At 55.6% G+C, this 22551-nt stretch carries 23 protein-coding genes and 3 tRNA genes; 14 read left to right on the top strand and 12 right to left on the bottom strand.

Features of this window, described 5'->3' with window-relative positions; genetic code table 11:
• The first annotated feature begins 62 nt into the window (after positions 1 to 62).
• Positions 63 to 416, top strand: a complete 354-nt coding sequence (locus tag NQ842_RS22190; protein WP_014830360.1) for a DUF4156 domain-containing protein — start codon at positions 63 to 65, stop codon at positions 414 to 416.
• 47 nt (positions 417 to 463) lie between these two features.
• On the opposite strand, the gene epmB is transcribed toward NQ842_RS22190, so the two are convergent.
• Positions 464 to 1492: an EF-P beta-lysylation protein EpmB gene (gene epmB / locus NQ842_RS22185; protein WP_063427024.1), complete on the bottom strand. Its 1029-nt coding sequence runs from the start codon at positions 1490 to 1492 to the stop codon at positions 464 to 466.
• A 40-nt stretch (positions 1493 to 1532) separates the two neighbouring features.
• Here epmB and efp point away from each other — a divergent pair, with 40 nt between their 5' ends.
• The 3 genes from efp (at position 1533) to ecnB (ending at position 2533) form a co-directional block, all read left to right on the top strand.
• Entirely contained in the window at positions 1533 to 2099 is a 567-nt protein-coding gene (gene efp / locus NQ842_RS22180; RefSeq protein WP_014830362.1) for an elongation factor P, read from the top strand.
• A 47-nt stretch (positions 2100 to 2146) separates the two neighbouring features.
• Positions 2147 to 2278: an entericidin A/B family lipoprotein gene (locus NQ842_RS22175; protein WP_014830363.1), complete on the top strand. Its 132-nt coding sequence runs from the start codon at positions 2147 to 2149 to the stop codon at positions 2276 to 2278.
• A 108-nt stretch (positions 2279 to 2386) separates the two neighbouring features.
• Positions 2387 to 2533: a lipoprotein toxin entericidin B gene (gene ecnB, locus NQ842_RS22170; protein ID WP_003025482.1), complete on the top strand. Its 147-nt coding sequence runs from the start codon at positions 2387 to 2389 to the stop codon at positions 2531 to 2533.
• 37 nt (positions 2534 to 2570) lie between these two features.
• Here ecnB and NQ842_RS22165 read toward each other — a convergent pair whose 3' ends face one another.
• Positions 2571 to 3170 carry a LuxR family transcriptional regulator gene (locus tag NQ842_RS22165; RefSeq protein WP_047360715.1) on the bottom strand — a complete coding sequence of 200 codons (600 nt, stop codon included), beginning with the start codon at positions 3168 to 3170 and terminating at the stop codon, positions 2571 to 2573.
• A gap of 262 nt (positions 3171 to 3432) precedes the next feature.
• Between NQ842_RS22165 and sugE the strand changes: the two genes are divergently transcribed.
• Positions 3433 to 3750, top strand: a complete 318-nt coding sequence (sugE, locus tag NQ842_RS22160) for a quaternary ammonium compound efflux SMR transporter SugE (RefSeq protein ID WP_014830365.1) — start codon at positions 3433 to 3435, stop codon at positions 3748 to 3750.
• Here the strand turns inward: sugE and NQ842_RS22155 are convergent.
• Both NQ842_RS22155 and blaCMH read right to left on the bottom strand, forming a co-directional pair.
• Positions 3747 to 4277, bottom strand: a complete 531-nt coding sequence (locus NQ842_RS22155) for a lipocalin family protein (protein WP_014830366.1) — start codon at positions 4275 to 4277, stop codon at positions 3747 to 3749. The genes sugE and NQ842_RS22155 overlap by 4 nt on opposite strands.
• Before the next feature lie 108 nt (positions 4278 to 4385).
• Complete coding sequence (blaCMH, locus tag NQ842_RS22150) at positions 4386 to 5531, bottom strand: CMH family class C beta-lactamase (RefSeq protein WP_257256337.1); 1146 nt, start codon at positions 5529 to 5531, stop codon at positions 4386 to 4388.
• A gap of 133 nt (positions 5532 to 5664) precedes the next feature.
• Here blaCMH and ampR point away from each other — a divergent pair, with 133 nt between their 5' ends.
• Complete coding sequence (ampR, locus tag NQ842_RS22145; protein WP_014830368.1) at positions 5665 to 6540, top strand: LysR family transcriptional regulator AmpR; 876 nt, start codon at positions 5665 to 5667, stop codon at positions 6538 to 6540.
• A 29-nt stretch (positions 6541 to 6569) separates the two neighbouring features.
• Here the strand turns inward: ampR and frdD are convergent, their stop codons facing one another.
• From frdD to frdA, 4 genes are read right to left on the bottom strand one after another with little or no spacing between them, the layout of a single operon-like run.
• Positions 6570 to 6929 carry a fumarate reductase subunit FrdD gene (frdD, locus tag NQ842_RS22140; protein ID WP_013095272.1) on the bottom strand — a complete coding sequence of 120 codons (360 nt, stop codon included), beginning with the start codon at positions 6927 to 6929 and terminating at the stop codon, positions 6570 to 6572.
• Positions 6930 to 6939: 10 nt separating this feature from the next.
• The gene (gene frdC, locus NQ842_RS22135) at positions 6940 to 7335 is read right to left on the bottom strand and encodes a fumarate reductase subunit FrdC (RefSeq protein ID WP_014830369.1); all 396 of its coding nucleotides are present in this window, start codon (positions 7333 to 7335) and stop codon (positions 6940 to 6942) included.
• Positions 7336 to 7345: 10 nt separating this feature from the next.
• Entirely contained in the window at positions 7346 to 8080 is a 735-nt protein-coding gene (gene frdB, locus NQ842_RS22130; protein ID WP_013095274.1) for a fumarate reductase iron-sulfur protein, read from the bottom strand.
• Positions 8073 to 9863, bottom strand: coding sequence for a fumarate reductase (quinol) flavoprotein subunit (frdA, locus tag NQ842_RS22125; RefSeq protein ID WP_047360712.1), 1791 nt, complete (start codon positions 9861 to 9863; stop codon positions 8073 to 8075). The genes frdB and frdA overlap by 8 nt, the downstream gene beginning before the upstream one ends.
• A gap of 309 nt (positions 9864 to 10172) precedes the next feature.
• Here frdA and epmA point away from each other — a divergent pair, with 309 nt between their 5' ends.
• Complete coding sequence (gene epmA / locus NQ842_RS22120; RefSeq protein ID WP_014830371.1) at positions 10173 to 11150, top strand: elongation factor P--(R)-beta-lysine ligase; 978 nt, start codon at positions 10173 to 10175, stop codon at positions 11148 to 11150.
• A gap of 43 nt (positions 11151 to 11193) precedes the next feature.
• On the opposite strand, the gene mscM is transcribed toward epmA, so the two are convergent.
• The 3 genes from mscM to rsgA form a co-directional block, all read right to left on the bottom strand.
• Positions 11194 to 14517, bottom strand: coding sequence for a miniconductance mechanosensitive channel MscM (gene mscM, locus NQ842_RS22115; RefSeq protein ID WP_014830372.1), 3324 nt, complete (start codon positions 14515 to 14517; stop codon positions 11194 to 11196).
• A 19-nt stretch (positions 14518 to 14536) separates the two neighbouring features.
• Positions 14537 to 15505 carry an archaetidylserine decarboxylase gene (gene asd, locus NQ842_RS22110; protein ID WP_014830373.1) on the bottom strand — a complete coding sequence of 323 codons (969 nt, stop codon included), beginning with the start codon at positions 15503 to 15505 and terminating at the stop codon, positions 14537 to 14539.
• A gap of 97 nt (positions 15506 to 15602) precedes the next feature.
• A complete protein-coding gene (gene rsgA / locus NQ842_RS22105; RefSeq protein WP_013095279.1) occupies positions 15603 to 16655 on the bottom strand; it encodes a small ribosomal subunit biogenesis GTPase RsgA in 1053 nt (350 codons plus the stop codon).
• A gap of 107 nt (positions 16656 to 16762) precedes the next feature.
• On the opposite strand from rsgA, the gene orn reads away from it, so the two are divergent.
• From orn to NQ842_RS22085, 4 genes are all read left to right on the top strand, one after another.
• Positions 16763 to 17308, top strand: a complete 546-nt coding sequence (gene orn / locus NQ842_RS22100; RefSeq protein WP_013095280.1) for an oligoribonuclease — start codon at positions 16763 to 16765, stop codon at positions 17306 to 17308.
• A 185-nt stretch (positions 17309 to 17493) separates the two neighbouring features.
• Positions 17494 to 17569: transfer RNA gene (locus NQ842_RS22095), tRNA-Gly, on the top strand.
• Between the two features lie 45 nt (positions 17570 to 17614).
• Positions 17615 to 17690 (top strand) — tRNA-Gly (locus NQ842_RS22090).
• 45 nt (positions 17691 to 17735) lie between these two features.
• Positions 17736 to 17811: transfer RNA gene (locus NQ842_RS22085), tRNA-Gly, on the top strand.
• Between the two features lie 270 nt (positions 17812 to 18081).
• Here NQ842_RS22085 and queG read toward each other — a convergent pair.
• Complete coding sequence (queG, locus tag NQ842_RS22080) at positions 18082 to 19221, bottom strand: tRNA epoxyqueuosine(34) reductase QueG (protein ID WP_014830375.1); 1140 nt, start codon at positions 19219 to 19221, stop codon at positions 18082 to 18084.
• Between queG and nnr the strand changes: the two genes are divergently transcribed.
• Genes nnr through amiB form a run of 3 tightly spaced genes read left to right on the top strand, consistent with a single transcriptional unit; the run spans position 19220 to position 22551 of the window.
• Entirely contained in the window at positions 19220 to 20743 is a 1524-nt protein-coding gene (nnr, locus tag NQ842_RS22075) for a bifunctional ADP-dependent NAD(P)H-hydrate dehydratase/NAD(P)H-hydrate epimerase (RefSeq protein WP_257256336.1), read from the top strand. The genes queG and nnr overlap by 2 nt on opposite strands.
• Positions 20736 to 21197, top strand: coding sequence for a tRNA (adenosine(37)-N6)-threonylcarbamoyltransferase complex ATPase subunit type 1 TsaE (gene tsaE / locus NQ842_RS22070; protein WP_013095283.1), 462 nt, complete (start codon positions 20736 to 20738; stop codon positions 21195 to 21197). The genes nnr and tsaE overlap by 8 nt, the downstream gene beginning before the upstream one ends.
• Positions 21198 to 21213: 16 nt before the next feature.
• Entirely contained in the window at positions 21214 to 22551 is a 1338-nt protein-coding gene (amiB, locus tag NQ842_RS22065; protein WP_014830378.1) for an N-acetylmuramoyl-L-alanine amidase AmiB, read from the top strand.

Below are 22551 nucleotides of genomic sequence, written 5' to 3'. Positions count from 1 at the left end.
TTTTTAGTATAAGGTTTACACACGGACAACTATTGTCCAGCTTATTGAAAACGAGGAATAACATGCGCGTAAAAGTCTGTGCAGGGATCGTAGGAGCAGCATTGCTGCTGGCGGGTTGTAGCTCCAGCAATGAGCTGTCTGCAGCGGGTCAGGGCGTTCGCTTTGTTGAAGATAAGCCGGGTAACGAGTGCCAGTTTTTAGGCACGGCAACCGGTGAGCAAAGCAACTGGATGTCGGGCCAGCATGGCGAAGAGGGTGGCTCTATGCGTGGTGCAGCAAATGCCCTGCGTAACCAGGCTGCAGCGATGGGCGGCAACGTGATTTACGGGGTAAGCAGCCCGACGCAGGGTATGTTGTCCAGCTTTGTGCCAACCGCCAGCCAAATGAATGGCCAGGTCTATAAGTGCCCGAACTGATTGCCTTTTTCCCTCTCCCTGTGGGAGAGGGTTAGGCTGAAGGGAAACTAGCTCTGCCTTAGCTGTAAATCCAGCGGCGTCTTGCTCGGTTCACCGCCAATCTCACGTGCCAGCTTCGGCACCATATAGCCTGACACCAGCGTTAACAGTTCACGCACGATCTGCCGCGCTTCTTCATCCGTCACCATGAAATGCGCTGCGCCCTGAACGCGATCCAGTACGTGCAGGTAATAGGGCATCACCCCCGCATCAAACAGGGCGTTGCTGAGGTCCGCCAGCACGCGGGCATTATTATTCACGCCGCGCAGCAACACGCTCTGGTTCAGCAGCGTCACGCCTGCCTTACGCAAACGCACCATTGCGGCACGAAAAGCATCATCAATTTCATTGGCGTGATTGATATGATTCACCAGCAGCACCTGCAAACGAGATTGCTCCAGGCGGGAGACCAGTCCGTCAGTGATTCGCGCCGGAATGACAATCGGCAGACGGCTGTGAATGCGCAGACGCTTAATATGCGGGATGGCTTCAAGCTGGGTCAGCAGCCAGTCCAGCTCATGATCTTTCGCCATCAGCGGATCGCCGCCGGAAAAAATAATCTCATCCAGTTCCTGATGGGCGGCGATATAGTCCAGTGCGACCTGCCAGTTGCGTTTATTTCCCTGATTTTCGGCATACGGGAAGTGTCGACGGAAGCAATAACGACAATTTACCGCACAGCCGCCTTTCACCAGCAGCAGGGCGCGATTCAGATACTTGTGCAGCAAACCCGGTACCACACTGTTCTGCTCTTCCAGCGGATCGGTGCTGTAGCCCGGTGCCGTAATGAACTCTTCCTGCGAGGTAAGCGTCTGTTTTAATAATGGATCGTCAGGATTACCTTTCTCCATACGAGCAACAAACGCGCGGGGAACACGCAGGGCGAAAAGTCGCTTCGCCTCCCGGCCGGCCAGCAAATCGGTATGCTGTTCGAGCTCAAGAAGACGTAGCAATTCATCAGGACTGGTGATTACATCGGCAAGTTGCGATAACCAATCTTCTCTGGACGGGGTGTTTAGGGTTACAATATGCGCCATTTTGTGGCTAAGCTACCAGTTAACAAATTTAGAGGGCCTTATGGCAACGTACTATAGCAACGATTTTCGTGCTGGTCTTAAAATCATGTTGGACGGCGAACCGTATGCGGTTGAAGCCAGCGAATTCGTTAAACCAGGTAAAGGCCAGGCATTTGCACGCGTTAAGCTGCGCCGCCTGCTGACCGGTACCCGTGTCGAAAAAACCTTCAAGTCTACTGACTCCGCTGAAGGCGCTGATGTTGTCGATATGAACCTGACTTACCTGTACAACGACGGTGAGTTCTGGCACTTCATGAATAACGAAACGTTCGAACAGCTGTCTGCTGATGCTAAAGCCATTGGCGATAGCGACAAATGGCTGCTGGACCAGGCTGAGTGCATCGTGACCCTGTGGAACGGCCAGCCTATCGCTGTTACCCCACCGAACTTCGTTGAACTGGAAATCGTTGAAACCGATCCGGGCCTGAAAGGTGACACCGCCGGTACGGGTGGTAAGCCTGCGAAACTGTCTACCGGTGCCGTGGTTAAAGTGCCACTGTTCGTACAGACTGGCGAAGTGATCAAAGTGGATACCCGCTCCGGCGAATACGTATCTCGCGTGAAGTAATGGTTAAGGCGCAGCGTTGCTGCGCCTGATTTCTGCAGGCAGGGATGATGAAACGTACCATTAAAATTCTGCTTCTGTTAGCGCTGTCCAGCGCGTTGCTTTCCGGCTGTAATACCACACGTGGAATGGGGGAGGATATCCAGGATCTCGGTCATATCATTTCTCACGCCGCCAGCTAATCCCGTCTAATTTTCCTAAAAATGCTTCCTTTTCCGTCAACTGACGGGATCTTGTCTATTCTTAAGTTGCTATACACAAAACAACTCTGGCTATAAAAGGAAGATATTATGGTTAAGAAGACAATTGCAGCGATCTTTTCTGTCCTGGTACTCTCTTCAGTTTTAACGGCCTGTAATACCACGCGTGGCGTTGGTCAGGACATTTCTGAAGGTGGTAGTGCAATCTCAGGTGCGGCAACTAAAGCTCAGCAGTAATTTAAAAACGGTACGGACCCGTACGGGTTTCGTACCGTCAGTTTTCTGATTCCTGCAGGGATAAAAACGGGGAAAAGCGTGTATCCATATGCAGTTTCATGCGGATATTTCGCTTATAGGTATACACCGTTTTACCATTAATGCTCAGATGAGTGGCAATCTTCTGGTTGCTGGCGCCATCCATCCACAACGTCAACACCTTCTCCTCCTGGCGAGTCAGCAGAGGTGTAGCCACTGCGGGGATCTCCACGCTCGCGCGAGTGGTTAACGCATCATTGATGACCGTTGCCAGTGCCTCCAGTTCGGCATTTTTTTTAAGCGAAGCCCAGATGGGGAACTGTGCCAGATAGCCTGCCATCTCTTTATCCTCACCCGACTGCAGCAAAATGAACGGCACGTTTTCGCTGGCGTTCAGCAGGGAAGAGAGTTGCTGGAAATGGTGAATATCCTGCATGAAGCCGTGCAGGTCAGCGATAACCACCGACGGTTTCCACTGCAGAATATGCTCTCTGGCGAGGATGAGATTATTCAGCCCGGTCACGACGAAGTGCCCAGGAAACAAACCGGAATGATTGAGCCACGCTTCAAACCCCGCGCGGGTGAAGTGACAACGGTCAATCAAAAGAATTTTGAACATAATAGATTCGCAGTCGGCTAGTGGTTTGGCTTCCTGCCATCAGAAAGCACATCATGATAGAGAAGTCGGATGAGTGATAAATGCCTGAACTACGCGCCATACTGAGGCTATTTCTTGCCTTAACATGTTCAGCACAAAGGGATTGAAAAAAAATCGTTCGTTAACCAAAATATGACGCTTAATCTTTGCCTTACGGGACGACCCGTAAGGGTTTCGTTCACCGGGGACGGCCCCAACTTACCGCTAAGTTAAGGAGCCTGATATGTCCTGGATTATTCTTTTTATTGCCGGCCTGCTCGAAGTGGTCTGGGCAATTGGTCTGAAGTACACCCACGGCTTTACCCGCCTGACTCCCAGCGTGATTACCGTTACCGCGATGATCGTGAGTATCGTCCTGCTCTCATGGGCGATGCGCTCGTTACCTGTGGGGACGGCCTATGCTGTCTGGACGGGCATTGGTGCGGTGGGGGCGGCGATTACCGGGATTTTGCTGCTGGGAGAGTCGGCGAGTCTGGCGCGTATCGCCAGCCTCGCGCTGATTGTGTGCGGCATTATCGGGCTGAAACTCAGCGCCCACTAATGTGGTTGTTCTACCCAAATGAGTTTTGACACATCAAACCCTTGCCGGGTCGCAACGTCCAGCATCTGCTGTTTCATCTCTGACGAAATGGTCGGCGTGCGGGAGAGTATCCACAAATAGTCGCGATCCGGCCCGCAGACCAGCGCATGGCGGTACTCTCTGTCGAGGGCGATGACATTGTATCCGCCATAGAACGGGCCAAAGAACGAGACTTTTAGTGCGGCCCGTCGCGGGTCGCCGGTAAAGTATGCTTTTCCCGTCGTCTGTTGCCACATCTGCCGATCCGGATTGTATCCGCGATTGATCACCTGAATACCGCCGTCGTCCATCGAACTGTAATGTGCGGTGACTTTCTCTAACCCCCGCTCAAACCGATGATCGAGGCGGGCAATTTCATACCATGTTCCAAGGAATCGTTGGGCGTCGAAATTGCTCACAACAGTGACGCCGGAAGGAGGGGTAGGGGAGCTGCAGGCAACCACTAAAAACGCGGCTGTCACCGCGGCGATAACAGGCAGAATGCGCATAGGAGTTTCCTTACTGTTTTTTGTTAAGTGTAGATGACAGCAGGGAAATTGCGGAAGATTGTGCGGCGTGTTTCGCCGGGTAAGGGGAAGCCGCTACCCGGCAATGTTTTACTGCAGCGTGTCGAGGATACGGTAAGCCGTTTCCACCCGTAGCGGGTTCGGATAGCTTTTATTCGCGAGCATCACAATACCGATCTGCTTTTCAGGAATAAACGCCACGTAGCTGCCAAACCCCCCCGTAGAGCCCGTTTTATGCACCCAGGAGGCTTTCACTGGCGGAGCCGGAGGATTCACTTCTGCTGCCGGTAACGGCGCCAGTGCGACCTTATTGTCGCTGCCATCCACCACGGTTTTGGCGTCGACCGGCCAGTTGAGCATCTCCCAGCCTAACCCTTGATACATAGCACCCACGCGCCAGTAGCGAGACTGAGCCAGCGCAATACCCTGCTTCAGAGAGGGCTGCTGGATTGTGTCCGGTGCCATATTGGCCATCACCCAGCTCGCCATATCTTTGACGTTAGATTTCACGCCATAGGCTTCTGCATCCAGCAGACCCGGCGAAACGTGGACCGCTTTACCCTCACGATAACCCCATGCGTAATGCGGCTCTTCAGCGTGTGGAATGTTTATCCACGTATGGTTGAGTTTCAGGGGCTTAAAGACCCGCTCCGTCATGGCCTCCTCAAAGCGCATGCCGGAAGGTTTAACCGCCAGTGAGCCAAACAAACCGATGCTGGTGTTGGCGTACAGACGCGTAGTACCCGGGGCCCACTTTGGCTGCCAGGACTGGTAGAAACGCAGCAGAGAGGCGTTATCGGTGACAGCATCCGGCACCTGCAACGGCAATCCACCTGCGGTATAGGTTGCCAGATCGAGCAGGCGAATGCCCTGCCACTGCTTGCCCGTCAATTCAGGCCAATATTTCGTGACCGGGTCGGCCAGCGAGATCTCTTTGCGGGCAATGGCATCGCCACCCAGCACCCCGGTGAAAGTTTTGCTGACGGAGCCCAGCTCAAATAAGGTTTGCGGTGTGACAGGCTTATTCGCTGCGACGTCTGCTTTACCAAAAGTAAAATAGTGCGGCTGACCCTGATAAATGACAGCCACGGCCATACCGGGTATGGCCTGCGCTTTCATCAGGGGCGTAACGTTACGTTCCACGACGTTAGCCAGCTGTTTTTCTGACATTGGCGCGGCAAAGGCAGAGCAGGCAACGCTGAGCAACAGTGCACAGCTTAGGGATTTTTTCATCATCAGTTATCTTCCGTAATAGCGAGTCAAGGGGGATGTCCGGGCCCGTCAGACGTTCGTAGTCTGGGTGATTTGACTGTGGCTGACAAACGGTTAAATTTAGCATTAGCTGTTAATTTTTCTAACGGATGGGACTATGACGCGCAGCTATCTTCCTCTTAATTCGCTTCGGGCGTTCGAAGCCGCCGCCAGGCACCTCAGTTTTACTCATGCCGCTATTGAACTGAATGTCACCCATTCAGCGATTAGCCAGCACGTGAAGGCGCTGGAGCAACACCTTAACTGCCAGCTGTTTGTCCGCGTTTCGCGCGGGTTGATGTTGACCACCGAAGGCGAGAATCTGCTGCCGGTGCTGAATGACTCCTTCGATCGTATCGCAGGCATGCTGGATCGCTTTGCTAACCATCGGGCGCAGGAGAAGCTGAAAATTGGCGTGGTGGGGACCTTTGCCACTGGGGTGTTATTCTCACAGCTGGATGATTTCCGTCGCAGTTATCCGCATATCGATCTTCAGCTTTCGACCCACAACAATCGCGTCGATCCGGCAGCGGAGGGGCTTGATTACACCATTCGCTACGGCGGGGGAGCGTGGCACGGCACGGAGGCGACGTTCCTCTGTTCAGCGCCGCTGGCACCACTTTGCACGCCGGACATTGCAGCCGCGCTGCACACCCCTGCCGATATCCTGAAGTTTACCCTGCTGCGCTCTTACCGGCGCGACGAGTGGACCGCCTGGATGCAGGCCGCCGGAGAAAACCCGCCTTCACCCACGCATCGGGTGATGGTGTTTGATTCGTCGGTCACTATGCTGGAGGCCGCACAGGCCGGCACAGGCATTGCTATCGCCCCTGTCGATATGTTTACCCATCTGCTGAACAGCGAGCGCATTGTGCAGCCGTTTACGACGCAGATTGATCTTGGCAGTTACTGGCTAACGCGGCTGCAGTCACGCGCGGAAACCCCGGCAATGCGTGAATTTGCTCAGTGGCTGGTGGGGAAGATGCAGAAATAACAGGCCCGCCGGATGGCGGGCCTGGTGTATCAGATAGTGACCACGGCAATCAGCGTTACCACGGTCAGGATGGTTGCCAGACCGTAGAACACCCATTTACCGCTCGGTACGTGGATCTTCAGATCATGCATCGCATGATGGATACGGTGCAGGCCGCACCACAGCGGCAGGACAATCATCAGGAAGATGAATACCCGGCCAATAAAGCTACCTGCAAAGGCCAGGACGCGCTCATAGCTCAGCGCGTCGCCAGGGAACAGCCCCAGCGGCAGCATAATGCCGACCAGCAGGATAATGACCGGCGCAATAATGGCACTCCACATGCCGCCTGCGCCAAACAGTCCCCAGAAAACCGGCTCGTCAGAACGTTTTGGATTTGGATTGATCACAGGTGTCTCCTTACCAGAACAGTGCGACAAACAGAATCACCACAGTGACAATGGCTGTCACTCCCCAAAGCCCTTTAATGACCGGCTCCGGCCCCATTTTCTCGCCTTTTACAATAATATTCGCCGCTTTTGGCGCCAGTTCAAACCAGGTTTTGGTATGAAGCAGGGCGGCCGCGAGCACAATCAGGTTCAGGATCACGATGATGGGGTTTTGCAGGAACCCGACAAAACTGGCCCAGGTTTCAGGGCCATGTTTGAGGGCAAAGACGCCATACATCAGTTCAAGGCTGAACCAGACCGCAGGCACCGCAGTGCCTTCACGCAGCATATAGAAGCGATAAAACGGCAGTTTCTTCCACCAGGTGGACGGCATCGGCCGCACGTAGGCTTTGCGTTTAGTCGTCATCATGCACTCCTTAGCGTGGTTTCAGGGTGGCGATAAGAAAGTCTTTCGAGCTTTCCACTTTACCCTGCTGAATAGCGGCGGCCGGGTCGACGTGCTTCGGACAGACTTCGGAGCAGTAGCCCACAAAAGTACAGCTCCAGACGCCGTTCTGGCTGTTAAGCTGCGGCATACGTTCTTTTTTACCGTGGTCGCGGCTATCCTCGTTGTAGCGGTGCGCCAGCGTAATCGCCGCCGGGCCGATAAACTCAGGGTTCAGACCAAATTGTGGACATGCGGCGTAGCAAAGACCGCAGTTGATGCACCCGGAGAACTGATGGTATTTCGCCATCTGGGCGGGCGTCTGGGTATTCGGTCCCTGATCCGGCGTACGCGGGTTGCCAATGATGTACGGCTTAATGGCTTCCAGGCTTTCGATAAAGTGGGTCATATCGACTACCAGATCGCGCTCAATCGGGAAGTTGCCCAGCGCTTCAACCTTGATCCCCTTGGTGTAATCACGCAGGAAGGTTTTACAGGCCAGCTTCGGCACCTTGTTTACCATCATGCCGCAGGAGCCGCAGATGGCCATGCGGCAGGACCAGCGGTAGCTCAGGTCCGGTGCCAGGTTGTCTTTGATATAGCCGAGCGCATCCAGCAGAGAGGTTTGCTCGTCATAGGGCACTTCATAGAAAGCGCTGTGCGGCGCGGTGTCCACTTCCGGGTTGTAGCGCACCACTTCAACTTTCAGGGTTTGCATCTCAGCCATTCGCCTTCTCCTTCTTTTCGGCGGCTTCTGCTTCTGCGCCGTAAACGCGCTTCGCCGGTGGCAGCGTTGTGATCTTCACGTCGCTGTAGTCCAGACGAGTGGTGCCATCCGCGTCGCGCCAGGCGAGGGTGTGTTTCAGGAAATTGACGTCGTCACGTTCGGTACAGCCCTCATCAAGACGCTGATGCGCCCCGCGTGACTCTTTGCGTGCCAGAGCGGAGTGCGCCATGCATTCCGCGACGTTCAGGCCGTGACCGAGCTCGATGGTATAAAGCAGGTCGGTGTTGAATACGCTGGAGGTATCGGTGATGCGCACGCGTTTGAAACGCTCCTGCAGTTCCGCCAGCTTATCGACGGTTTTCTGCATCAGCTCTGGCGTACGGTAGATACCGCAGCCTTCTTCCATCGACATACCCATTTCGTCGCGTATTTTCGACCAGTTTTCGTTACCTTCCTGGTTGACCAGGCCTTTCAGTCGTTTCTCGACGTCAGCGACCTGCGCGTCCAGTGCTGCGCCGTTGGCTTCGCCCGTTGTTGCGGCACGCTCCATCGCGCGTTCGCCCGCCATGCGGCCAAAGACAACCAGCTCAGCCAGCGAGTTTGACCCGAGACGGTTGGCACCGTGCAGGCCGACAGAGGAGCACTCGCCGACGGCGAACAACCCTTTGATGCGCGTTTCACACTGCTGGTCGGTTTCAATCCCGCCCATGGTGTAGTGCGCTGTGGGGCGTACCGGAATTGGCTCTTTCACCGGGTCGACACCCACGTAGGCTTTTGCCAGCTCGCAGATGAACGGCAGACGTTCCAGCAGTTTCTTCTCGCCGAGGTGACGCAGGTCGAGGTAGACCACATCGCCGCGTGGCGTAGCGATCGTGTTGCCTTTGCGCCACTCATGCCAGAAGGCCTGAGACACTTTGTCGCGCGGGCCGAGCTCCATGTATTTGTTTTTCGGCTCACCGAGCGGGGTTTCCGGGCCCATGCCGTAATCCTGCAGATAACGGTAGCCGTTCTTGTTGACCAGAATACCGCCTTCGCCGCGGCAGCCTTCCGTCATCAGGATGCCGGAGCCTGGCAGGCCGGTAGGGTGATACTGGACGAATTCCATATCGCGCAGCGGCACGCCGTGGCTGAGCGCCATACCCATACCGTCACCGGTGACGATGCCGCCGTTGGTGTTGTAACGGTAAACCCGGCCCGCACCGCCCGTTGCCATCACCACCGCGTTAGCGCGGATCTGGACGAGCGTGCCTTCCATCATGTTCATCGCCACCAGACCGCGCGCATGACCGTCATCGACCAGAATATCGAGGACAAAATGTTCGTCAAAGCGCTGAATTTGTGGGAACTGAAGGGAGGTCTGGAACAGGGTATGCAGCATGTGGAAGCCGGTCTTATCGGCGGCAAACCAGGTGCGTTCGATTTTCATTCCGCCGAAGCGGCGAACGTTAACACTGCCGTCCGGACGGCGGCTCCACGGGCATCCCCACTGTTCAAGCTGGGTCATCTCCGTTGGACAGTGGTGTACAAAGTAGTCAACGACATCCTGTTCGCAAAGCCAGTCGCCCCCTGCAACCGTGTCGTGGAAATGGTATTCGAAGCTGTCATGATCCTGCGCAACGGCGGCGGATCCTCCTTCTGCGGCAACCGTGTGGCTGCGCATCGGATAGACTTTTGAAATCAGTGCGATTTTAGCGTTGGGATTAGCCTGTGCTGCAGCAATCGCAGCACGTAATCCAGCCCCGCCAGCGCCTATTACGGCAAGATCGGCTTGAAAAGTTTGCACGACATTCCTCCAGATTTTTGTTATTTCGCAACGCGATAAACTAAAGGTAGCCCACCTGTCCGTAAGGACGATTGCGAAAGCGTTTCCACTGCTCCTTTATGGGTAAAACAGTATAACCGCGTGAACGACAGGGAAATTTGACGTGTTCGATTTTTTTGCTGTTCTGTGCGGTGATTTATCATCGTGAATAATGAATTCCGTCACATGATAGTTGCCCTAAATGAAATGCAATTTTTACTGTGCAAAATTTGTCTCTGTGCGTGCTAACGAGTAGACTTCGTGCCCTTGTCTGAAATCGGAGAATTACCCATGAGCGAAACGGCCACCTGGCAGCCGAGCGCATCCATCCCTAATCTGCTGAAACGCGCTGCAATTATGGCGGAGATCCGCCGCTTCTTTGCTGACCGCGGAGTCCTTGAGGTGGAAACGCCGTGCATGAGTCAGGCAACGGTAACGGATATTCATCTGGTACCGTTTGAAACCCGTTTTGTTGGCCCCGGCCATTCACAGGGCATGAACCTCTGGCTGATGACCAGCCCGGAATACCACATGAAACGCCTGCTGGCGGCAGGGTGTGGCCCGGTGTATCAGCTGTGCCGCAGCTTCCGCAATGAAGAGATGGGGCGTCACCATAATCCGGAATTCACCATGCTGGAGTGGTACCGTCCGCATTACGATATGTACCGCCTGATGAACGAGGTGGACGATCTGCTGCAGCAGGTTCTGGACTGCTCAGAAGCGGAAACGCTCTCTTATCAGCAGGCTTTCCAGCGTTATCTGGAAATTGATCCATTGTCAGCGGATAAAACCCAGCTGCGCGAAGTGGCGGCAAAACTGGATCTCAGCAACGTGGCAGATACCGAAGAAGATCGCGACACGCTGCTGCAACTGCTCTTCACCTTTGGGGTTGAACCGCAGATTGGCAAAGATCGTCCCACTTTCGTCTACCACTTCCCGGCAAGCCAGGCTTCTCTGGCGCAGATCAGCACTGAAGATCACCGCGTGGCGGAGCGTTTTGAGGTCTATTACAAGGGCATTGAGCTGGCGAATGGTTTCCACGAACTGACCGACGCCCGCGAACAGCAGCAGCGTTTTGAGCAGGATAACCGCAAGCGCGCCGCGCGCGGTCTGCCGCAGCAGCCTATTGATACTAACCTGCTGGAGGCCCTGAAAGCGGGTCTGCCGGATTGTTCCGGCGTGGCGTTGGGGGTGGATCGTCTGGTGATGCTGGCGCTGGGCGCGGAACAGCTGGGCGATGTGATTGCTTTTACCGTCGATCGAGCCTGACGGCAGTACCCCCTCTCCCCTGGGAGAGGGGGTGCGGACTGGCTTACAAACTCCCCGCCGGGCGTTTACGCGCCGCAGAGGTTAATGTTTTTCCTGTCTTAAGTCCGTCCAGGCTTTCCAGACGCATCTGGAACGGTGGGAACGGCATATCAATACCGTGCTCACGGAAGCCAGCCAGAATCAGCTGGTGGATCTCATGGCGCAATGGCATACGGTGCCCCATTTCGGCGGCGTAAATACGCAATTCGAAAATCTGGATACCCTGCTGGAGATCGACCAGGAACACTTCCGGCGCCGGGTTATCGAGTACCAGCGTGCAGCGTTCGGCGGCGGTGTAGAGGATCTGCGTGACCTCTTCACTGTTGGCATCTGATGGCGCCGGTACCGTCAGCACCACACGCGTGACGGAGTCTGACAGCGACCAGTTGATAAACTGCTCGGTGATAAACGCCTTGTTGGGCACGATGATCTCTTTGCGATCCCAGTCGCTGATCGTGGTGGCGCGGGTGTTGATCTTCGTGATGCTGCCCGTCAGATCGCGGATCGTTACCGTATCGCCAATACGAATCGGTTTTTCAAACAGGATAATCAGGCCGGACACAAAGTTAGCGAAAATCTCCTGCATGCCAAAGCCCAGACCAAACGTCAGCGCGGCAACCAGCCACTGCAATTTAGACCACTCAATACCAATCATGGAGAACCCAACCATCCCGCCAAAGAGCAGAATCAGGTATTTGGTGATGGTGGTAATGGCATAGCCCGTACCAGGAGTTAAATCCAGGTGCTGCAACAGCGCCAGCTCCAGCAGCGCCGGGAAATTACGCACCAGCTGCGTGGTGATGATCAACACCAGAATGGCAATCAGCACCGCACCTAAGGTTATGGGCTCCAGGCTCTCCACACCCTGCACCGTGGACGTCACATCCCACAGCGAGATGTTCTCCAGGAAACCAAACGCGGAGTGGATTTCCGACCACAGGAAGATCACCGACAGCAGCGCAATCAGCATCAGGATGGAGCGTACCAGACGCAGAGACTGGGTGCTGATAGCGTCGAGATCCAGTTCAACCTCGTCCGCATCCATCGTGCCTTCAGTGCTGTTGACGTGGTTTGGTTCATCCTCACCCCGCGCACGCTGGGCGAGGATCTCTGCCCGACGGTGCTTGGCCCGGTCAAACGCCAGACGGCGTCGCTGGATCAACATCCCGCGGCGGATGACGTGATAGATCACCAGCAGCAGGAACCAGATGGCAACGGAGGTTTCCAGTCGCGCCAGCAGAGCCTGCGAGGTCGCCAGGTAACCCACCGCCGCTGCCAGCATGGCAATCAGAGGGGCGCACAGCAGCAGGTTCCACAGCATGCGGTTAAACATGTTGTCGCCGCTGCCGGTTTTATCCAGATAGAGCGGTATTCCAGCCCGTTTCAGGCTCAGCGTGACGATGGCCAGCGCGCCGCATATCAGCATAAAGCAGAGACGGCCCAGCGAGCCCGAGAACTCCCGATCATTGAGATTATCAAACATGATCAGCGCCATAATCAGCGGCACAATCAGCCCGATGCTCATCAGGTAGTAACGCATGGCGCGCGCCACGCGATTACGCGGCCAGCCAAAGTGGGCGATGAACAGACCATTTGGTCGCGCAAACGTGGCGCAAATCATCACTACCCACAGCAGGGGAACGGTGGCGGTGACGCCATCGCCAATGGCGACCGCGAGCGGGTAGGGCCAGGCCTCCCGCAGGCCGTATCCGAGCGTCATCCACAGGACCGGCAGCGGCGAGGCGACAAGTATTGACCAGAATACGGTACGCAGCGTCAGCCAGAAGTGATCCTGCGTGACCTTACCCACCCGGGCGCTGGAACGCTCCAGGAAGCGGGTGAAGTGCCTGCGCGAGTAAATACTAAAGCCCACCAGGATTAACGCGCCCAGAAGAGGGAAAATGGTCTCTTTGCTGGTGAGCATCATCACGCTGGCTTTTCCAAGCTGGCTGAAGGTATCCAGCGAGATCAGACGGCGCAGATCCTGGACGATGTCGATCGGCCATGAGAAAGTCAGTGGGCGCACGTCAGAGGTCCAGAAGAGATAACGGTGCGTTGCCTCGTTGACCTCTTTCAGCGCATCTTCCAGCTGGCTGTTGGAGACCTTCAGCTTGGTCAGCTCCAGAATCAGCGTGTCCCCACCCTGTAACAGGGAGTTCAGCAGCTCGCGCTGGGTCCGCAGCTGGGCTTCCAGAATACGGTTCTGCTCGCTGGTAAGAGGTTGTCCATCGGCCTGACGGATCTGGCGGATTTGCGGCTGTTTATTGAGAAGGTCTTCATAGTGCAGGCGTTGCACACGCAGTTGCGCCATCTCGGTATCCAGCTGCTGCGGTTTTGGCATCTCCGGCAGGCGTGAAACCTGGGCGCGTAACGCCTCACCCAGCAGGTTGGACGAGCCCAGCCACTGAGACTGCTCGCGCAGGGTATTGAGCGCCTGGCGAACCTGAAGGGTTTGATTGGTGGCCTGACGCTGCTGCGACGCCACCAGATCCATACGCTGTGCCTGCTGATTCAGTGCTGCAGACAGCTCACGGTTAACCTTGAACTGGTCAACGATACCCGCAGGCAGGTTAGCGCTGTTTTCCGCCAGCAGTTCGGTACTTTCCAGCGCGCGCTCGGCTTCACGCTGACGCTGGCTGTTGAGCAAATTACGGAGTGCCTGCAGGTAAGCATCGAGCTGTTCGCTCTGCTTTTGTGCAAGCTCAGAGCGCATCCGCGACAGCTCCTGGCGGTTATTTGCCGAGAGTTGCGCCAGCTCCAGTTCATCGACCAGCGCTTTGAGTCTGGCTGATTCCGCCTGAAGCGACAGATTTTGCGCCTGGTTTTGCGGCGTGTTACCCGTTTGGGTACCGACGCGGCGCTCAACCTCGTTGAGCTGACGGCGGGCATCGGTTTGCTGTTGCGGAAGCTGGCTCAGCGAGTCTGCAATTTCGCGGGCGCGTTCCTGCTCCTGCTGTGCCAGACGGCTTTTTTCCAGAAGCTGACTGCTGACCTGCAGGATCTCCTGATTCAACGCGTCGGACGTCATGCCAGCAGGCACATCGCGCGGTTCATCGCGCAGATTGTTCAGCTGGGTACGTAGCGTTTGCGAGAGTTTGGGGAAGTTGTCGATAACCTGCTGATATTGCTGAGCGCGCTCAAGAGAGCCTTTCCGCTCCTCAAGCGCATTCAGTGCAGACTGGAGCGACTCAACGGTCTCTGGCTGAGCGGGTTTTGCCGCTTTCGCCTGCTCCAGTTCCTGAGTTATCTGTTTTGCGTCGGGGGCTGTCGCTGCGTACGCCCCCATGCTGAGGCACCAGGCCATCAGTAGTACGATAATCGGGCGCACGTCAGCGTTCCTTCTGTTGTTAGCCTTCGTCTTTTTTGTCGTCAACCAGCGGGCTGGCGTCGTGTTCGGCCTTGATCTCTTCTTCCGGGAGCGGCGCAGGCTCTGCATCCGGCGTCACGAAAGGTTCAGTCGAGACCGCCAGCGGCTGGCCGAGTTTGGTGACTGACAGACTCTGCAGCTGTTCAGCCAGCTTCACTTTACCAGGGGCGAAGAGGTTGATAACCGTGGAACCCAGTTTGAAGCGACCCATCTCCTGGCCTTTCAGCAGAGCGACCGCGCCTTCCTCCTCACCGGCAGGCCAGGTCCAGCGTTTGATCACGCCTTCACGCGGCGGGGTGATGGTTCCAGCCCAGACGGTTTCGATGCTGCCGACAATCGTTGCACCCACCAGAATCTGTGCCATTGGGCCAAATTCAGTATCAAACAGGCAGATGACGCGTTCGTTACGCGCGAACAGGTTGGGTACGTTTTGCGCGGTCAGGTGGTTCACGGAGAACAGATCGCCCGGCACGTAGATCATTTCACGCAGGATCCCGTTGCACGGCATGTGCACGCGGTGATAGTCACGCGGAGAGAGGTAAGTGGTAGCGAAGGTACCGTTGCGGAACAGATCCGCCATCAGGTAGTTACCTGCCAGCAGCGCTTCCAGGCTGTAGTTATGGCCTTTCGCCTGCAGGATTTTGTCGTCTTCGATGTTACCCAGCTGGCTAATCACACCATCTGCAGGCATCACCAGCACGTTAGGATCGGTATCAACCGGGCGGACTTCGTCGCGCAGCGGGCGCACGAAGAATTCGTTGAAGGTGCGATAGCTGGCGGTATCTGGCTTCTGCGCCTCTTTCATGTCGACCTTGTAATATTTTACGAAAAGGTCGATGACCAGTTTGGTCAGCCAGCCCGCTCGTTTGCTCGCGCCCCAGCCCGCCAGGCGAGTGAGCCACAGTTTTGGCAGAATGTATTGAAGCGAAAGTTTAAATGCGTTTAACAAGGTAGCCTCCAGGCCATTTTTTGTCGTTCCTGATCCGGCTGTAATCAGCCGGAACCTGAAAAAAGGGGGACGATTTTAGCGATGCTTAGCTTAGTTGTCAGTTATCAGAATCAGAAAAGTTTTTACGCGTTTTTACCTGATCCATGCTCTCAAGAATGCGGTGGTAGTTATCAAAGCGGGTCTCCGCAATCTCACCTTTCTCGACCGCTTCGCGGATGGCACAGCCCGGGTCGTTATCGTGTTTACAATCCCGGTATTTGCAAGCACCTAAATAATCATGGAATTCGACAAATCCGTTGAAGATTTGTTCCGGCTCAAGGTGCCACAAACCGAATTCGCGCACCCCGGGGGAGTCAATCACATCGCCGCCATGCGGGAAGTGGTAAAGACGAGAAGCGGTGGTGGTGTGCTGGCCCAGACCCGAAACATCAGAGACATCGTTGGTCAGGATCTCTTGCTGGAGACCGAGAAGATTATTCAGCAGGCTGGATTTCCCTACGCCGGACTGACCGGCAAAGATGCTGATGCGCCCGGTCAGCGCTTCTTCTAAGGGTTTCAGGCCATCTTTGGTGTAGCTGGAGACCATCAGCACGCGATAACCGATCTTACGGTAGATATCCATCTGCTCATTTACGAAGTCCATACCTTCGTCATCCAGCAGATCGATCTTGTTCAGGACGATGATTGGCTCAACCTGTAACGTTTCACAGGCGACAAGATAGCGGTCGATAATATTGAGCGACAGCTCGGGTAAAATCGCCGAGACGATGACGATCTGGTTGATATTGGCGGCAATGGGTTTCACCCCGTCGTAAAAATCGGGACGGGTAAGTACCGACGTACGCTCGTGTACCGCTTCAACGATACCTTTGACCGTTACGCCTTCTGCCGCCTCTTTACCCGGACGCCAGACAACGCGATCGCCGGTGACCAGCGAACGGATAGTCCGTCGAATGTTGCAACGGTGGATCTCACCGTCGGCGGATTCCACGTCGGCATGCATACCGAAACGGCTGATGACGACGCCTTCCGTCGGCTCACCAAACAGGTTGTCGTCGTAATCGACCTTCTCCGAAGTGGTTTTAAGACGGCGCTGGTGGTTGGCATTCACGCGGCGCTGCTGCCCTTTGGAGAGTTTATTTTTACTCAATCGCGCTGGCTCCTGGTCGCCCGTAAGGGGCAAAACCTCTATGATACACTCTAATTAATACTAGTTAACCTGCTACAGCCGGTTATGCGAGAAGGGTGGAAAATAACATGAGCGCGGATGAAAACAACCTGATTTGGATCGATCTTGAAATGACCGGGCTGGATCCCGAGCGCGATCGCATTATTGAGATTGCCACGCTGGTCACCGATGCTAACCTGAATATTCTGGCGGAAGGGCCAACCATTGCGGTGCATCAGTCCGACGATCAGCTGGCGTTGATGGATGAGTGGAACGTGCGTACCCACACCGGCAGCGGGCTGGTTGAACGGGTGAAGGCGAGCACCATGGGTGACCGGGAGGCAGAGCTGGCGACGCTTGAGTTTCTGAAACAGTGGGTTCCGGCGGGCAAATCCCCTATCTGTGGTAATAGCATTGGCCAGGATCGTCGTTTCCTGTTTAAGTACATGCCGGAACTGGAGTCGTACTTCCACTACCGTTATCTGGACGTGAGCACCCTTAAAGAGCTGGCGCGCCGCTGGAAACCTGAAATCCTCGATGGCTTTAAAAAGCAAGGGACGCATCAGGCGATGGACGATATCCGAGAGTCCGTCGCGGAGCTGGCGTACTATCGCGAAAACTTTATTAAGCTGTGATTTTTAGACCTGGTGCCTTGCGTGGCCGGGTTTTTGTCGTTAAATTGTTCAGCTTGCCGATTTAATAAGCATTTGAACTGAATTTCGAAAAAATCGCGTTGAGGGGGGTTGCAGCTAAAAGGATTTCTCGTATAATGCGCCTCCCGTAACGACAGAGAATTACGCGTTACGACAGCAACAAATTTGCGGGAATAGCTCAGTTGGTAGAGCACGACCTTGCCAAGGTCGGGGTCGCGAGTTCGAGTCTCGTTTCCCGCTCCAAAATTTGAAAAGTATCGCAAGATACGCCAGCACCAGAACACCCAAGCGGGAATAGCTCAGTTGGTAGAGCACGACCTTGCCAAGGTCGGGGTCGCGAGTTCGAGTCTCGTTTCCCGCTCCAAAATTTGAAAGTATCGCAAGATACGCACAGCTTCAGAACACCCAAGCGGGAATAGCTCAGTTGGTAGAGCACGACCTTGCCAAGGTCGGGGTCGCGAGTTCGAGTCTCGTTTCCCGCTCCAAATTCTTCTTGATATCAAAAATATCCACAGCGATAAGATGCGTTGGGGACGTTTTCTATTACTTCCGAAATACTCTTGTAAACAGAGTTATCCACAGATTTCGGGTCTGGCTGAAACCTCGCAAAAAGTTAGCAGGGTGAATAGTATCTCTGTAACTTGCTGTATCTGCTTGAGAAAATTTGATTTCAAAATGTTATTGAGATCACTTGACCTCATCTCCAGCCCTGATGCTGCTTGAGTTTGTAATTTTATTCACAGGCTGTGAATAGTTCACGCATCCCGTGGAAGCCCTTTTTCGATCACCCTCACCAGGCGTTGTTTTTGCGGTGGTTGTACCTCAACCACGCAGGCATTTCGCTTCTCGATCTGCTGCGCAATCGCCCACTCTATGTGTTCATCGAGAAGTGGGTGCTCACCTCTACGGCTCTCAAGCGCCCGGATATTCGCTTCATCCCACGGGGCATTCCCTAGCGCAACGGCGACATTACGCAGCCAGCGCAAATGGCCAATACGGCGAATGGCTGAACCTTCCGTCACTTTCAGAAACCAGGCTTCACTCCAGGCGAACAGTTCAATGAGCTGTGGGGCATGCAGCGCCTTACGCGGGCTGAAATCCTCTTCGTCCGTGAGTTGCGAATAGCGGTTCCACGGGCAGATTAACTGGCAGTCGTCGCAGCCGTAGATGCGGTTGCCGATAAGTGGCCGAAATTCTTCAGGGATTGCCCCTTCCAGCTCAATGGTGAGATAGGAGATGCAGCGCCGGGCATCCACCGTATAGGGCTCCACGATAGCGCCCGTCGGACAGATGGTCATACAGGCCACGCAGCGCCCACAGCCTTCTTCTACCGGGCCATCTACCGGCAGCGGTAAATCAATCAGCAGTTCACCAAGGAAAAAGAACGATCCGGCGTCGCGGCTCAGAATAAGTGAGTGCTTACCCGTCCAGCCAAGCCCGGCTTTTTCAGCGATCGGGCGCTCAAGAACAGGCGCAGAGTCGACAAACGGTCTAAAATTCAGCGAAACACAGTGCTGCTGAATAGTTTCGCCGAGTTTTTTTAGCCGGTTACGCAGAAGTTTATGGTAATCACGCCCCAGGGCATACCGGCTGACGTAACCCAGAGAGGGATTTTTTAACGTACGCGCAAAGGCCGCGTTTGCAGGCAGGTAGTTCATGCGTACGCTGATAACGCGTAATGTACCCGGCAACAACTCGTGTGGACGGGCCCGCATCATGCCATGACGCGCCATCCACTCCATTTCGCCGTGGTATTGTTTGTCCAGCCAGGCCTGCAGTTTCGGCTCGCTGGCGGAGAGGTCGGTATCGGTGATCCCCACCTTCTGGAAGCCCAGTTCAGCACCCCACTGTTTTATATTTTGCGCTAATTGATTGAGATCGAGGGGCTGTGACATGACGGACCATACAGTGAAGAAAAACCCCGCAAGTATACCACATTCCATCTGGCATGCGGATGACCTCAGACGCGCCGAAAAAGAGGCCGCGGACAGCCTTGGCATTACCCTTTATGAACTCATGCAACGGGCGGGCGAGGCGGCATTTAACGTTGCCCGCAGCGCGTACCCGCAATCCGCTCACTGGCTCATTTTATGCGGACACGGCAATAACGGCGGTGATGGTTACGTCGTCGCCCGTCTGGCGGTCGCGACAGGTCTCCGCGTTACGTTACTGGCGCTGGAGAGCGATAAGCCGCTGCCGGAAGAAGCCAGCGCCGCGCGGGAAGCCTGGCTGAATGCAGGCGGAGTGATTCATGCATCCGATATCGTCTGGCCAGAGGATGTTGATCTGATTGTTGATGGCCTGCTGGGCACCGGGTTACGTAGTGCGCCCCGTGACAACGTTGCCGCTCTGATTGCGCGCGCCAATGCCCATACTGCGCCGGTGGTGGCCCTGGATATTCCCTCTGGCCTGATGGCAGAAACCGGTGCGACGCCGGGAGCGGTGATCATGGCTGCGCAAACCGTCACGTTTATTGCCCTGAAGCCGGGGTTGCTCACCGGGAAAGCGAGGGATGTGGTGGGCATATTACACCATAACGCCCTGGGGCTGGAGAGCTGGCTTGCCGGGCAGGAGACACACCTTTCCCGCTTTGATGCCACGCAGCTTAGCCACTGGTTGCCGCCGCGTCGGCCAACGTCGCACAAGGGCGACCACGGCAGGCTGGTCATCATTGGCGGCGATCGCGGTACGGCCGGCGCTATCCGGATGACAGGGGAAGCGGCTCTGCGCAGTGGCGCGGGGCTGGTACGGGTGCTGACTCGCGGTGAAAACATCTCCCCCATTATTACAGCCCGACCGGAACTGATGGTGCATGAGCTTACGCCGCAGACCCTTGAAGAGAGCCTTGAATGGGCGGATGTGGTGGTGATTGGCCCGGGCCTGGGGCAACAGGCCTGGGGTAAGCAGGCGCTGCAAAAGGTCGAGAATTTTCGTAAACCGATGCTCTGGGATGCCGACGCGCTGAACCTTCTGGCAATCAACCCGGATAAGCGTCACAATCGCATCCTGACGCCACACCCCGGCGAAGCCGCGCGGCTGCTTAACTGCAGCGTGGCAGAAATTGAAAGCGATCGCTTACTTTCTGCCCGCCGTCTGGTAAAACGTTACGGAGGTGTTGCGGTTCTGAAAGGGGCGGGAACCGTTATCGCAAGCGATGAGGCACTGGGCATTATCGATGCCGGAAATGCGGGCATGGCGAGTGGCGGAATGGGCGATGTGCTTTCAGGCATCGTCGGCGCATTGCTTGGACAGAAACTTCCCCTTTATGATGCAGCCTGTGCTGGCTGCGTGGCTCACGGTGCGGCGGCTGACAGCCTGGCTGCACGGTATGGCACACGCGGGATGCTGGCCACCGATCTTTTTTGCACGCTGCGGCGTGTTGTTAACCCGGATGTGATTGACGTAGAAAATGACTAATCGAGCGATTCCTTTACCTGATGAACAAGCCACTTTAGAACTCGGCAAGCGCGTGGCGCAGGCCTGTCAGGGGGCGACTGTCATTTATCTTTATGGTGATTTAGGTGCGGGTAAAACCACCTTCAGCCGGGGTTTTCTGCAGGCGTTAGGCCATAACGGGAATGTGAAAAGCCCAACCTACACGCTGGTAGAGCCGTACACTCTTGAAAATCTCATGGTGTATCACTTCGATTTATACCGACTTGCGGATCCTGAGGAGCTGGAATTTATGGGGATCCGTGATTATTTTGCCAATGATGCCATCTGCCTGGTGGAGTGGCCGCAACAAGGTGCGGGTGTGTTGCCTGACCCGGATGTCGAAATTCACTTAGATTACCAGGCACAAGGGCGTGAGGCGCGCATCAGTGCTGTTTCCTCATCAGGCAGTTCCTTACTGGCGCGTTTAGCCGGTTGAGCGTAGGGATGACGGGATGATAAATCGCGTTAAAGGTTGGTTAGTGGCTGCCACAGTGCTGCTGTGCGCGCAGGCTGGTGCGGCAAGCCTCTCGGATATTCAGGTGTCGAACGGGGAGAGTCAGGCCCGGATCACGTTCAGTTTTATGGGCGACCCTGAGTATGCTTTTTCACAACCAGACAGCCGCAGTGTGGCGCTGGATATCAAACAAACCGGTGTGATCCAGGGGTTGCCGTTGCAGTTCAGCGGGAACAACCTGGTCAAAAGTATCCGTTCGGGGACGCCAAAAGACAGCCAGTCATTGCGCCTGGTGGTCGATCTGACCGAAAAGGGTAAAACGCGGGCGGTGAAGCAGCAAAACGGCGCAAATTATACGGTGGTGTTTACCATCAACGCTGACGCGCCTCCACCACCGCCACCGCCGCCGGTTGTGGCGAAGCGCGTGGAAGAGCCGGTTTATACCCCGCGTCCATCTCAACCTGCGCGTAATCCGTTTAAAACCGACAACGATCGCATGACCAGCGTCACCAGCAGTAACACCGTGACGCGCCCGGCGGCCAGCGCGCGTCGTGTGGTCAGCGGTGATAAAGTGATTATCGCCATTGATGCCGGTCACGGCGGGCAGGATCCTGGGGCAATTGGCCCGGGCGGTACGCGCGAGAAAAACGTGACCATCGCCATTGCCCGTAAGCTACGGACCCTGTTGAACGATGACCCGATGTTTAAAGGCGTGTTGACCCGTGACGGCGATTACTTTATCTCCGTGATGGGACGCTCAGACGTGGCGCGTAAGCAAAATGCCAATTTCCTGGTCTCCATTCATGCGGATGCCGCACCAAACCGTAACGCCACGGGGGCATCGGTATGGGTGCTTTCGAACCGTCGGGCGAACAGTGAAATGGCCAACTGGCTTGAAGAGCATGAGAAGCAGTCCGAACTGTTGGGTGGTGCGGGCGATGTGCTGGCCAACAGCCAGTCTGACCCGTATCTCAGCCAGGCGGTGCTCGATTTACAGTTCGGTCATTCCCAGCGCGTCGGGTATGATGTCGCCACTAATGTACTGAACCAGCTGCAAGGCATCGGGGCATTGCATAAACGCCGTCCGGAGCATGCGAGCCTCGGGGTTCTGCGTTCGCCGGACATTCCATCGATCCTCGTGGAAACGGGCTTTATCAGCAATAACAGCGAAGAGCGTTTGCTGGGCAGTGACAGCTACCAGCAGCAAATTGCCGAAGCGATTTATAACGGTCTGCGTAAATACTTTGAGGCACATCCGCTGCAGTCTGCGCCGCAGGGCGGTGCAGCCCAGACGGCCAGTGCCGTGCTGCCGGGTGAGATGACCGCGACCAACTAA

Origin of the sequence: Enterobacter cloacae complex sp. R_G8 (assembly GCF_024599795.1) — a bacterium.
GTDB lineage: Bacteria > Pseudomonadota > Gammaproteobacteria > Enterobacterales > Enterobacteriaceae > Enterobacter > Enterobacter dissolvens.
Note: the sequence above shows the minus strand (reverse complement) of the source record. Positions and strands in the feature narration are given on the sequence as shown.